The sequence below is a fragment of the Streptomyces caatingaensis genome, assembly GCF_001187435.1.
In the GTDB taxonomy this organism is placed as follows: Bacteria; Actinomycetota; Actinomycetes; order Streptomycetales; family Streptomycetaceae; genus Streptomyces; species Streptomyces caatingaensis.
Genome location: NZ_LFXA01000018.1, coordinates 33900 through 46567 on the forward strand (window position 1 = coordinate 33900; position 12668 = coordinate 46567).

10 protein-coding genes are annotated in these 12668 nt (G+C 73.0%); 3 read left to right on the forward strand and 7 right to left on the reverse strand.

Annotated elements, in window-relative coordinates; translation table 11 throughout:
* The first annotated feature begins 41 nt into the window (after positions 1–41).
* Both AC230_RS26830 and AC230_RS26835 read left to right on the forward strand, forming a co-directional pair.
* Entirely contained in the window at positions 42–734 is a 693-nt protein-coding gene (locus tag AC230_RS26830; RefSeq protein ID WP_049718960.1) for an NUDIX hydrolase, read from the forward strand.
* 71 nt (positions 735–805) lie between these two features.
* Positions 806–2005, forward strand: coding sequence for a MarP family serine protease (locus AC230_RS26835; protein WP_049718961.1), 1200 nt, complete (start codon positions 806–808; stop codon positions 2003–2005).
* Between the two features lie 54 nt (positions 2006–2059).
* On the opposite strand, the gene AC230_RS26840 is transcribed toward AC230_RS26835, so the two are convergent.
* The 6 genes from AC230_RS26840 to AC230_RS26865 all read right to left on the reverse strand — a co-directional run bounded on the left by AC230_RS26840 (position 2060) and on the right by AC230_RS26865 (position 9877).
* Entirely contained in the window at positions 2060–2278 is a 219-nt protein-coding gene (locus tag AC230_RS26840; RefSeq protein ID WP_049718962.1) for a hypothetical protein, read from the reverse strand.
* 115 nt (positions 2279–2393) lie between these two features.
* Positions 2394–3392, reverse strand: coding sequence for an alpha/beta fold hydrolase (locus AC230_RS26845; RefSeq protein ID WP_078871608.1), 999 nt, complete (start codon positions 3390–3392; stop codon positions 2394–2396).
* Positions 3389–3847 carry a phage holin family protein gene (locus AC230_RS26850; protein ID WP_049718964.1) on the reverse strand — a complete coding sequence of 153 codons (459 nt, stop codon included), beginning with the start codon at positions 3845–3847 and terminating at the stop codon, positions 3389–3391. Before AC230_RS26850 ends, AC230_RS26845 begins: the two co-directional genes overlap by 4 nt.
* A 107-nt stretch (positions 3848–3954) precedes the next feature.
* Positions 3955–5352 (reverse strand): Na+/H+ antiporter NhaA, encoded by a 1398-nt coding sequence (nhaA, locus tag AC230_RS26855; RefSeq protein ID WP_049718965.1) that lies wholly within the window; start codon positions 5350–5352, stop codon positions 3955–3957.
* Positions 5353–5537: 185 nt separating this feature from the next.
* The gene (gene acs, locus AC230_RS26860) at positions 5538–7511 is read right to left on the reverse strand and encodes an acetate--CoA ligase (protein WP_049718966.1); all 1974 of its coding nucleotides are present in this window, start codon (positions 7509–7511) and stop codon (positions 5538–5540) included.
* Positions 7512–7633: 122 nt separating this feature from the next.
* Positions 7634–9877, reverse strand: coding sequence for a carbonic anhydrase (locus AC230_RS26865; protein ID WP_053161396.1), 2244 nt, complete (start codon positions 9875–9877; stop codon positions 7634–7636).
* A 327-nt stretch (positions 9878–10204) separates the two neighbouring features.
* Here AC230_RS26865 and AC230_RS26870 point away from each other — a divergent pair, with 327 nt between their 5' ends.
* Complete coding sequence (locus tag AC230_RS26870; protein ID WP_049718967.1) at positions 10205–11620, forward strand: polysaccharide deacetylase family protein; 1416 nt, start codon at positions 10205–10207, stop codon at positions 11618–11620.
* On the opposite strand, the gene AC230_RS26875 is transcribed toward AC230_RS26870, so the two are convergent.
* Positions 11601–12593, reverse strand: coding sequence for an ATP-binding protein (locus AC230_RS26875; RefSeq protein WP_049718968.1), 993 nt, complete (start codon positions 12591–12593; stop codon positions 11601–11603). The two genes, AC230_RS26870 and AC230_RS26875, sit on opposite strands and share 20 nt — an antisense overlap.
* Positions 12594–12668: the final 75 nt, after the last annotated feature.

Genomic DNA, 12668 nt, shown 5'->3' on the forward strand with positions numbered 1-12668 from the left:
GACCAGGGACGACCGGGGACAACGGGGACATGGGGAAGCGCATGAGGAGCACGTACGGCCGGGCCGACCGGGAGATCACCGTCACCGCCGAGGGGCTGCCCGCCTGGCTGGAACCGGTCGCGCGGGCCCTGCGGGACGTCGAGCCGCAGCAGCTGAGCCGCTACCTGCCCCCCGCGACGGGCGGGCGGCGCTCGGCCGTCCTGGTGCTCTTCGGTGACGGTCCGCAGGGGCCCGAGCTGCTGCTCCTGGAGCGCGCGGGCACCCTGCGCTCCCACGCCGGGCAGTCGTCCTTCCCCGGCGGCGCCCTTGATCCGGAGGACGGCGATCCGGCCAGTGGCGGGCTCGTGCGCGCCGCGCTGCGCGAGGCCGAGGAGGAGACGGGCCTCGACCCGTCCGGCGTCCAGGTCTTCGGCGTGCTGCCGGATCTGTACATCCCGGTCAGCGGGTTCGTCGTCACGCCCGTGCTCGGCTGGTGGCGCGAGCCCAGCCCGGTCGGGCCGGTCGATCCCGCCGAGACGGCCCGGGTCTTCACCGTCCCGGTCGCCGAGCTCACCGACCCGGCGAAGCGCGCGACCGCCGTGCACCCGAGCGGCCACCGCGGGCCGGTCTTCCATGTGGACGAGGCGCTCGTCTGGGGCTTCACGGCCGGGGTGATCGACCGGATCCTGCACTACGCGGGCTGGGAGCGGCCCTGGGACGCCGGCCGGGAGGTCCCGCTCGACTGGAGCTCCTGACCCGTCCCGTACCGCGGTCCCCGCGGACCCGCCGCCGTCCCGCCGACAACCGCAATGCGAGGCACCCTTCGGTGAACGTACTGGACATCGTGCTGCTGCTGGCCGCCGCCTGGTTCGCGGTCATCGGCTATCGCCAGGGGTTCGTGGTCGGCGTGCTCTCGGTGGTCGGATTCCTCGGCGGGGGCCTGGCCGCCCTCCACACGCTCCCCGTGATCTGGGACAGCGCCGCCGGTGACCGGTCCCCGGGCACCCTGGCCGCCGTGGCGGCGGTGGTCATCGTCATCGTCTGCGCCTCCGTCGGGCAGGCCGCGACGACGCACCTGGGCAACCGGCTGCGCCGTCAGATCACCTGGTCACCGGCCCGCGCGCTGGACGCGACGGGAGGCGCGCTCGTCAACGTCGTCGCCATGCTGCTCGTCGCCTGGCTGATCGGTTCCGCCCTCGCCGGCACCTCCCTGCCGACCCTCGGCAAGCAGGTGCGGGGTTCGAAGGTGCTGCTCGGCGTCGCCCGGGTGGTGCCCGGCGAGGCCAACACCTTCTTCGCCGACTTCAGCACCGCCCTCGCCCAGAACGGCTTCCCGCAGGTCTTCGCGCCCTTCTCGGCCGAGACGATCACCGCCGTGCCGCCCCCCGACCCCGAGCTGTCCGGCAGCGCCGTCGCCGCCGGAGCCCAGCGCAGCATCGTCAAGGTCGTCGGCAACGCGGCGGGCTGCGGGAAGGTGTTGGAGGGCAGTGGCTTCGTCTTCGCACCGCACCGCGTGATGACCAACGCCCACGTCGTGGGCGGGGTGACCGAGCCGACGGTGCAGGTGGGCGGCAGGGGCCGGCTCCTGGACGCCAAGGTCGTGCTGTACGACTGGAAGCGCGACATCGCCGTCCTGAGCGTCCCCGCGCTGGAGGCGCCGGCCCTCCGCTTCGCCTCCGTGGACGCCGAGAGCGGCGGGAGCGCCATCGTGGCGGGCTTCCCGGAGAACGGCGCGTACGACGTGCGGTCCGCCCGGGTCCGCAGCCGGGTCGACGCCAACGGCCCGGACATCTACCACCGTGGCTACGTGCGCCGCGACGTCTACTCCCTGTACGCGACCGTGCGGCAGGGCAATTCGGGCGGCCCCCTGCTGACTCCCGACGGGCGGGTCTACGGCGTGGTCTTCGCCAAGTCGCTCGACGACGCGGACACGGGCTACGCCCTCACGGCCGACGAGGTGCATGAGGACGTCGTGGCGGGCCGCACGGCCACGGCACGGGCCGAGACGCAGGGGTGTGCGCTCTGAGCCGGTGACGGGAGCCGTCCGCGGAGGGGGAGGGCGGCCGCGCGCCCGGGGGGCTCAGCGGCCGCGGGGGTGGCGCAGCCGCGCCGAGACCCAGCGCGCGCGGCGCCGGATGATGCGCGGGATGCCGAGCCGGAGGTCGGCGGCCTCCCCCGGCGGGAAGGTGCCGCGGCACTCCTCCGTCCGCTCGGACACCTCGGTGGCCACAGTCAGCGCGGCATCGTCGTCGGCGCCGCGCCGCTGAGTCAGGTCGCGATGGTCGTGCGTCCAGCCCATACCCCGGTCTGTGCCCGGGGCGGGAGGTCGGTAATCGCCCGGGGGCCCGGCAATTGGCCTATGCGTCGGGCAAGTGGCCGTTCGCCGGCCGTTCGTTCGATATCCGGGGGTGCTCCTACCGGTCCGGCTCGGAGTCCTTGAGCCAGCCGATGAGCTCCGTCGAGAAGGCCGCGGGATCCTCCTCGTGGGGGAAGTGGCCCAGCCCGTCGAAGAGCCGCCACCGGTAGGGCGCCTCCACGTACTCGCCCGATCCGGCGGCGCTGCGGGTGCGCATCACCGGATCGAGCGAGCCGTGGACGTGGAGGGTGGGCACGCGGACGGGCCGCTTCATCCGGCGGTTGAACTGGATGCCGTCCGGCCGCGCCATCGACCGCACCATCCACCGGTACGGCTCGATGGAGCAGTGCGCCGTGGACGGGATGGTCATCGCCCGCCGGTAGACCGCCACCGCTTCGTCGTCCGGCAGCCGGGGGCCCGACCAGTCGCGCATCAGCCGTCCCACCAGGGCCGCGTCGTCCGCGACGAGCCGCCGCTCGGGCAGCCACGGCCGCTGGAAGCCCCAGACCGCGGAGCCCGCAGCGGTCTGCTGCGGGTCGGTGAGCATGGCCGAACGCCACCGCCGCGGGTGCGGCATCGAGGAGACCGCCAGCCGGCGCACCAGCTTGGGCCGCATCACCGCCGCCGTCCAGGCCAGATACCCCCCCAGGGCATGGCCGACCAGCGCCGCGTCCGGCTCGCCCAGCGAGCGGATGACGCCGGTGATGTCCAGGGCCAGATTGGCGGGGTCGTAGCCCCGGGGCGTGCGGTCGCTGCCGCCCACCCCGCGCAGGTCCATCGCGACCGCCCGGAAACCCGCCTCCGCGAGCGCCGGCATCTGGTGCCGCCACGCCCACCAGAACTGCGGGAAGCCGTGCAGCAGCAGCACCAGCGGCCCCTCGCCCATCTCGGCGATGTGGAACCGCGCCCCGTTCGCCGCGACGTCCCGGTGCGTCCAGGGACCGTCGGGGCGCACGACCGCCGTGGGCGACGCGGCGACGGTCACCGGAGCGTTGGATTCCGGATGGTGGCCGGAACCGGGGGAAGCGGGCGCTGCGGGGGTATCGGGCACCGTCATACGGACGAGCGTGTCACAGATGCGCCCGCCTGGCTCGTGTCCTTCAGAGGACGGGGGTGAGGCTTGACCGTACCCAGCACCGCCGCCGTCTCCCGGGCCGAGCTGATGGTCTTCTCCGGCTTGCTGATCTTCTTGAACTTCCGCACGGCCAGCAGCCCGAGCAGCGCCGCCAGCACCAGGAAGGCGCCCCCCGTGATCAGGAACGACCAGGCGAGGCCCAGCCCCAGGTTGTGGATGCCGTACGCCGCCGCGAAGCTCAGCACCGGCAGCGAGAAGAGGGCCAGGGTGCCGGCCGCGGCGATCGCGCCGCCTCCGACGCCGAGCCGCTTGGCGTCCTCGCGCAGCTCGGCCTTGGCCAGTGCGATCTCGTCGTGCACCAGCGCGGACAGCTCCGTGGTGGCCGTGGCCACCAGCTGGCCGAGGCTGCGGTCGGCACCGTCGTCGGCTGCGCTCATCGCTGCTCCCTCATCGTCGTCGCTCCGTCGTCTGCGAGTCCTCCGCGGGCACCCCGGGTCCGCCGTGGGTGTTCCGCCCGTCTTCAGCGGATGTGAAGACACTCAGATCATGCCGGACCATCGTCGCCGGTCGCGCGTCCGGAGGCGACTTCCGCCAGACGCCGGTGCTCGGCGGCCTTCGCCTCGAGGAGCGCGGCCATGCGCAGGTGGTAGTCGGGGTTGCCCTGCTCGTAGATGTCGGGGATGCCGTCCTGGTCCTCGTCCCGCTCCTCCTCGTCGCAGAGCTTCCGGTACTTGTTGTCGCGCAGCTTGAGGAGGACGCTCGCGACGACCGCCGCGATCAGCGAGCCGACCAGGACCGCGGCCTTGACCTCGCCCACCAGCGTCGGATCGCCGCCGAAGGCCAGCTCGCCGATGAGCAGGGAGACGGTGAAGCCGATGCCGGCCAGCGACGCGACCGCGAGCACGTCCGGCCACTTGAGGTCGGGGTTGAGCTCGGCGCGGGTGAACCGGGCGGCCAGCCAGGTGCCGCCGAAGACGCCGACCGCCTTGCCGACGATGAGGCCGAGGACCACGCCGAGCGTCTCCGGCCGGCGGAAGATGTCCGAGAGCGCCCCGCCGGAGATGGTCACCCCGGCGGAGAAGAGAGCGAACATCGGCACGGCCAGACCGGCCGAGAGCGGGCGCACCAGGTGCTCGATGTGCTCGCCGGGCGACGTCCGCTCGTCCTCGCGCCGGTGGCAGCGCAGCATCAGGCCCATGGCGACACCGGCGATGGTGGCGTGGACGCCGCTGTTGTACATCAGCGCCCAGTTGACGACGGCCAGCGGGACGTAGACGTACCAGCCCCGGACGCCCTTGCGCAGCAGCAGCCAGAAGACGAAGAGGCCGAGCGCGGCGAAGCCCAGGGCGGTGAAGTTCAGGGTCGAGGTGAAGAAGATCGCGATGATGAGGATCGCGAAGAGGTCGTCGACGACGGCCAGCGTCAGCAGGAACGCCCGCAGCGCCGACGGCAGCGCCGTGCCGATGACCGCGAGCACGGCGAGCGCGAAGGCGATGTCGGTGGCGGTCGGGACGGCCCAGCCCTTCAGGGAGCCGCCGCCGGTGGTGGCCACCGTGGCGTAGACGAGGGCGGGCGCGGCCATGCCGCACAGGGCGGCGACCACGGGGAGGAGGGCGGCCTTGGGGTTGCGCAGCTCACCGGCGACCAGTTCCCGTTTGAGCTCGATGCCGGCGACGAAGAAGAAGATCGCCAGCAGTCCGTCGGCGGCCCAGTGCTGGACGGAGAGGTTCAGACCGAGCGATCCGGGGCCCAGGTGGAATCCGCGTATGGACTCGTAGGCGTCCTTGATCGGCGTGTTCGCCCAGATCAGCGCGGCGACGGCCGCGGCCAGCAGCAGCACGCCGCCGACGGTCTCGGTGCGCAGCGCGTCCGCGAGGAAGTTCCGCTCGGGCAGCGGCAGCCGGCCGAGGAAGACGGAACGGTGGTTCTTGGGCGCGGCCACGATGAGGACCTCCTGGGGTCGATCGACGGACACACGTGGGGTCACGTGTGCGAGTGCCGACCAGACTTCCCGGCGCGCCTGTGATTCTTGTCGAGTTCTATACGCGGTGTCCCTGTACTTTAGCCCGAATGCGTGAAGGGCGCCCGGCGGAAGCCGGACGCCCTTCACGGCGCGTGGTCCTCTGGTCAGTCCTCCGCGGGGGCCGCCGGGAGCTTGGCCTGGATGAGATCCATGACCGAGGAGTCGGTCAGGGTGGTCACGTCGCCGAGCGTGCGCTGCTCGGCGACGTCGCGCAGCAGCCGGCGCATGATCTTGCCGGAACGGGTCTTGGGCAGCTCCGCCACCGGCAGGATGCGCTTGGGCTTGGCGATCGGGCCGAGCTGCTTGGCGACGTGCGCCCGCAACTCCTCGACCAGCGCGGATTCGTCCGCGCTCGCGTCCTCGTCGCCGCGCAGGATGACGAAGGCGCAGATCGCCTGGGTGGTCTGGGGGTCGGTCGCGCCGACGACCGCGGCCTCGGCGACCCTCGGGTGCGAGACGAGGGCGGACTCGACCTCGGTGGTGGAGATGTTGTGGCCGGAGACGAGCATGACGTCGTCGACCCGGCCGAGCAGCCAGATGTCCCCGTCGTCGTCCTTCTTGGCGCCGTCGCCCGCGAAGTAGCGCCCCTCGAAGCGGGACCAGTAGGTGTCGAGGAAGCGCTGGTCGTCGCCCCAGATGGTGCGGAGCATCGAGGGCCACGGCTCGGTGAGGACGAGGTAGCCGCCGGAGCCGTTCGGCACCTCGCGGGCCTCGTCGTCCACCACGGTCGCGGCGATGCCGGGGATCGGGACCTGGGCGGAGCCGGGCTTGGTCGCGGTGACCCCGGGCAGCGGGCTGATCATGATGCCGCCCGTCTCGGTCTGCCACCAGGTGTCCACCACGGGCGTGCGGCCGCCGCCGATGTGCTCGCGGTACCAGACCCACGCCTCGGGGTTGATGGGTTCGCCGACGGAGCCGAGCACACGCAGGCTGGAGAGGTCGAACCCGGCCGGGATGTCGTCGCCCCACTTCATCGCGGCGCGGATCGCGGTCGGCGCGGTGTAGAGGACGGTGACGCCGTATTTCTGGACGATCTCCCACCAGCGGCCCCGGTGCGGGGTGTCGGGCGTGCCCTCGTAGAGGACTTCGGTGGCGCCGTTGCTGAGGGGGCCGTAGACGATGTACGAGTGGCCGGTCACCCAGCCGACGTCGGCGGTGCACCAGAAGACGTCGGACTCGGGCTTGAGGTCGAAGACCGCGTGGTGGGTGTAGGAGATCTGGGTGAGGTAGCCGCCGGAGGTGTGCAGGATGCCCTTCGGCTTACCGGTGGTGCCCGAGGTGTAGAGGATGAACAGCGGGTGCTCGGCGTCGAACGCCTCGGGGACGTGCCGGTCGGACTGGCGGTCGACCAGGTCGTGCCACCACAGGTCGCGGCCCTCGGTCCAGGCGATGTCCTCCTGGCCGGTGCGCCGGACGACGAGGACGCTGCGGACGTCCTCCGTGCCCGGGCGGGTCAGGGCCTCGTCCACCGCGGGCTTGAGCGCGGACGGCTTGCCGCGCCGGAAGCCGCCGTCGGCCGTGATGACGACGCGGGCGTCGGCGTCCTTGATGCGGGTCGCGAGGGCGTCGGCGGAGAATCCGCCGAAGACCACCGAATGCGGGGCACCGATGCGCGCGCAGGCGAGCATCGACACGACCGCCTCGGGGATCATCGGCAGGTAGATCGCCACCCGGTCGCCGGGGCGGACCCCCAGCTCCAGCAGGGCGTTGGCGGCTCGGGAGACCTCGCTCTGCAGCTGGGCGTAGGTGATCGAGCGGGTGTCGCCCGGCTCGCCCTCGAAGTGCAGGGCCACCCGGTCGCCGAGGCCGTTCTCCACGTGGCGGTCCACGCAGTTGTACGCGACGTTGAGCCTGCCGTCGGCGAACCACTTGGCGAACGGCGGGTTCGACCAGTCCAGCGTCTGCGTCGGCTCGGTGTGCCAGCTCAGGCGGCGCGCCTGCTCGGCCCAGAAGCCCAGCCGGTCGGCCCGCGCCTGCTCGTAGGCCTCCGCGGTGACGTTGGCCTGCTCGGCCAGGGCGGCAGGCGGTGCGAACCGGCGTTCCTCCTTCAGGAGGTTGGCCAGGCTTTCGTTGCTCACGACATCTCCCTTTCCCAGGGGGTCCGTTGCGTCCCGGGCATAGCTCACCAGGTGGGGGCGGACCCTGACAAGGGGTGACGGAGGAATGGTGGTTTAGACCTGTTGGGGGTGGTCGGTCGAGGTCAGACGGCATCGAGCACCCCCGGCCGCACGGCGGTGAAGGTGCGTGACCGCTGGTCCAGCAGATAGGCCTGGGCCTCGGCCACGTGGAAGTACATCCCCTGGAGGTGGAGCGTGCCCTCGGCGACGCGCCGGGCCACGCAGGAGTGCGCCATCAGGTGATCGAGCTGCTGCACCACGTTGACCAGCGCCAGCCGTTCGATGTCGTCGGCCACCGGCCGTTCGGCCAGGGCCACTTCGCCGCGCCCCAGCCGGCCGATCCGCTGCATGCGCGCCAGGCTCGGCCGGCCGTGCCGCAGCCAGCGGGCGAGCGGGGTCTGCGGGGCGGCCGGTGTGCCGGCCGGCGCGGCGGTCTCCAGCAGGGCCTGCATCGCTCCGCATCCCGAGTGCCCGCAGACGGTGATGGTGGAGACCTTCAGCACCTCCACCGCGTACTCCACGGCGGCGGCGACCGAGTCGCACGCGGCGTCGTCACCGGGCGGGGGCATCAGATTGCCGACGTTGCGCACGGTGAACAGGTCGCCCGGGCCGCTCGACGTGATCATGCTGGTCACCAGCCGGGAGTCGGCGCAGGTGAGGAAGAGCTGGCCGGGGCGCTGGCCCTCGCGGGCCAGCCGTGCCAGCTCCTCGCGGACGAGGGGCGCCGTGTCGCGCTGGAACGCGCTCACCCCGCCCAGGAGTTGACGGCCTCCGGGGGCCTCCCCCGTGGCGGCCCGGGGGCCGACGCAGTGGTGGTTGCGCCAGGGCGTCCAGGGCCGGCAGGGGTGCCCGTCCGCCGGCTCGGCGACGGGACCGCCCGACCGCCCGTCGACCGTGACCCGGCCGCCGTGCGCCCGGTGCGCGTCCGACCACGTGCGCAGCGCGTCGTAGGCGGTGTGGTCCATGAAGGACCCGCCGAGCTCCACCACGGCGCGGGTGCCGTGCGGCACGCCGGCGAGGGCGCGGCGCAGCCTCGGTACCGAGAGGAACGTCAACTGCCCGTGGACGACGACGCGGTGGTGGCCCTCCCGCGTCGTCGAGACGGTGATGCGGGTGCCCCCGAGCCTGCGGACCGACAGGAGGGCGGCGACGACGATGGCGGCCGCGGTGCCCGGGAGGACGCCGAAGAGGGCGACCGAGCCCAGAGCGGTGAGGAGGACGGGCCGTTCGCGGCGGCCCCGCATCCGCTCCCGCTCCCGGGGGACGGCCATGCGGACGCCCGCCGCCAGGACCAGCGCGGCGAGGGCGGCCACGGGGACGAACTCCAGGGCCCAGGAGCACAGCGCGGCGCAGGGCAGGACCCACATCCCGTACAGGATCACGGACTTGCGTCCGGCGGGTGCCGCGTCGGCGGCCCCGGGCGTCCGTCCTGCGGTGACCGGCAGCCCTCCCAGCAGCCCGGACACGACGGTGGCGGCGCCGTGCCCGATCAGCTCGCGGTCCGGCTCCCCGGTGGGCCGGGCGCCCGCCGGTGGCGTCAGCGCCTCCATGCCCGCCACCAGGGTCATGGTCAGCACGGCGGCGCAGACCGCGAGGAACGGCCCGGAGGGAAGGAGCGGGAAGGGGGCCACCTCCCAGGCGGGGAACGGGAGCCGCGGCACCTCCGCACCCGCGCTCACCGCGGTGGCGAGCGCCACCGCCGCGAGCGGGGCGGGCACGACGCGGGCCGCGCGCCCGGCCCTGCCGGGCAGCCGCGGCCACACGGCCAGCACGGCGAGGACGCAGGCGGCGGCCGCCAGCGCGGGGAGGCGGGGACGGGTCAACTCCGGGAGGAACGAGCCGAGACCGGCCGAGGCCGGGGCGCCCAGCACGGCGGGGAGCCGGCCCAGTGCGACGGTCACCCCGATGCCGGCCAGCACGCCCCGCGCGACGACCGGCCCGGCGGCCGGCATCACCCGGCCCACCCGTGCGGCCCCGAGGGCGACTTGCGCCAGCCCGGCCAGCACGGTCACGGCGCAGGCCGCCCGCCAGCCGAAGCGCTGCACCAGCTCGGCCGTCACCGCGACGAGCCCGACGGCCGCACCGCCGGCCCGCAGGCGCGCCCGTCCCAGGCAGCCCCCGATCAGGCCGCCGGCCGCCGCCGCGACCAGCCCGGCCCGCGGGGGCGCGCCGGCGGCGAGGGCGATGCCGAGCGACAGCGGGACGGCCGTCAGCGCCAGGGTGACGGAGGCCGTCAAGTCCCGCCCGGTCGTGGGGCGGTGGGGACGCTCCTGCCGCTCGGTGGCGGGGCGGTCGGTCAGGGGTGGAGGGATCGGCTGCGCGTGCATGGTCGGGTCCCGTCTGCGTCGGGCGGCGGCCGGGGCCGAGGGGCACGGCCGGGGTCACGGCGGGCAGCGGCCGGAGCGGCTGCGCGGCGGGGCTGCGGGGGAAGTCATCAACTCTGAGTAAACGAAGGGTAATGGAGAGTAAAGGCGCGAGGGAAGGGGGCGGTTCGCCTCGAAGGCCACCTTCCTCCCATGGGGTGAATATTCATTTTTTTCGGCTTGTCATACTTATCTTTTCTTTTGACCGTGCGAGGTTGGGCGGACGACGGCGGACCAGGGCGCCGAGCCCCCCGCCGGACCGGCTGAGCGGGTCGAAGGGTGAGATGCCTGATGGCGGCTGCATGGAGACACACACTGGGCGGCCTGGCCGCGCTGGCACTGGCGGCCGGGGCGGCGGGCTGCGCGGGGGACGACGCCCCCGACGCCCCGGGACCTCAGGCGGCCGCCGGCCCGAAGTCCGCGGAACGGCCCGTGCGTCTGATCGGTGACGGCTCCACCGCCGACACGGGCGCCCAGCCTCGGCAGCCCAGGCCGCGGCGGATGGCACCCGGCGAGAAGCCGCCGCAGTTCGTGGTGTTCTCCTGGGACGGCGCGGGGGAGGACGGACAGCACCTGTTCTCCCGCTTCCGCAGGATCGGCAGGAAGTACCACGCCGCGATGACCTACTTCCTCAGCGGCGTCTACATGCTCCCCGAGGAGAAGCGCACCCTCTACGAGCCGCCCCAACACCCCGCCGGCTCCTCGGACATCGGCTTCAACGACGTCCGCGGCGTACGGGACACCGTGGAGCAGCTGCGTGGCGCCTGGCTGGACGGGAGCGAGATCGGCACCCACTTCAACGGGCACTTCTGCGGCGAGGACGGGGGCGTCGGCACCTGGACGCCCAAGGAGTGGGCGAGCGAGATCCGCCAGGCCAAGTGGATGGTGCGCAACTGGAAGACCAACGCGGACCTGAAGGACGAGCCGCCCCTCCCCTTCGACTACGGCAAGGAACTGGTCGGCGGCCGCGCGCCCTGCCTGGAGGGCCAGCGCAACCTCGTCCGGGCGGCCAAGAAGCTCGGCTTCCGCTACGACGCCAGTTCGGCGGGCGGCCGCCAGGTCTGGCCCTCGAAGACCGGCGGTCTGTGGGACTTCCCGCTGCAGGACGTTCCCGTCCCCGGCCGTGACTTCGAAACCCTGTCGATGGACTACAACTTCCTCGCCAACCAGTCGGGTACGACCAAGGGCGACCGCTCCCGGCGTGCCGCCTGGGGCCGGCAGATGCGCGACGGCCTGCTGGCCGGGTTCGAGCGGGCCTACCACGGCAACCGCGCCCCGCTGTTCGTCGGCAACCACTTCGAGTCGTGGAACGGCGGCACCTACATGCGGGCCGTGGAGAGCGTGATCGCCCGGGTCTGCACCAAGGAGGGCGTGCGCTGCGTCTCCTTCAAGCAGCTCGCCGACTGGCTGGACGTCCAGGATCCCGGTGTGCTCGCGCGGCTGCGCCGCCTCGACGTCGGCGAGGCGCCGAGACGCGGCTGGGCCCACCTCGCCGACACCCCGCCGTCGCACACGCCCGCCCCGCACGCGCCCTCCTGGCACGCCCCGTCCTCGCAGGAGCCCTCGACGCACGAACCGGACGGCGGCTCCGGCCGGTACGACGAGGATGACGACGACGAGGACGATGACAAGCCGGCACGGCGCAAGTCGTCGAGGGGCAAGCCGGTGCGGATCCGGCCCGTGCTGGTCAGGCCGGCTGCGGGGTAGCCGGCAGCGGCTCGCCGAGCACGAAGGAGGGGTCGACCTGGGCCGCCAGGTCGGCCCCCGTCCTCGCGTTGCCCCAACTCTCCGCGTTCTTCAGGTGGAAGTGCACCATCTGACGGGTGTAGCGGTGCCAGTCGCGGCCCTCGTACGCCGCGTCGGCGGCCTCGCGGAGCGTGCCGAGCGCCTCGTGGTTGGCGCTCTCGAGCAGGTCGAACAGGGGCGGCCGGCCCTTCTCCATGGCGCGCACCCAGTCCGAGTGGCCGAAGCACGTGAGCAGGTCGTCGCCGGCCTCCTCCCGCAGGAAGTCCACGTCGTCCTGTCCCTGCACCTTGTTGCCGACGACCCTCAGGCGGATGCCGAAGTCCCGTGCGTACTCCTTGTACTGGCGGTAGACGGAGACGCCCTTCCGTGTCGGTTCGGCCACCAGGAACGTCATGTCGAAACGCGTGAACATCCCCGAGGCGAACGAGTCGCTGCCCGCCGTCATGTCGACGACCACGTACTCGCCCGGTCCGTCGACGAGGTGGTTGAGGCAGAGCTCGACCGCGCCCACTTTGGAGTGGTAGCAGGCCACGCCGAGATCCGACTCGGTGAACGGGCCGGTGGCCATGAGCCGTACGGAGGTGCCGTTGTCGAGGGGGACGGTCCGCGCGCAGGCGGCGTAGACCGGGTTGTCCTCGACGACCCGCAGCAGCCGGGAACCCCGGCCGGGCGGCGTGGTCTTGATCATTGTCTCGGCCGAGGCGATGCGGGGGTTCGAGCCGCGGAGGTAGTCCTTGATGAGCGGGAGGTGCGCGCCCATCGCGGGCAGGGCCGCCGCCTCGGCCTCGTCCAGCCCGAGCGCCGCCCCCAGGTGCTGGTTGATGTCGGCGTCCACGGCGACGACCGGGACGCGGCGGGCTGCGAGGTGGCGGATGAAGAGCGAGGACAGCGTCGTCTTGCCGCTGCCGCCCTTGCCTACGAAAGCGATCTTCATGTTCACCAAGCGTAGGTGCGGGGGAGCAGGAAGTGAGGTCGGTGAGTGAAGAAGACCACTCCTTCGAGGGGTGTG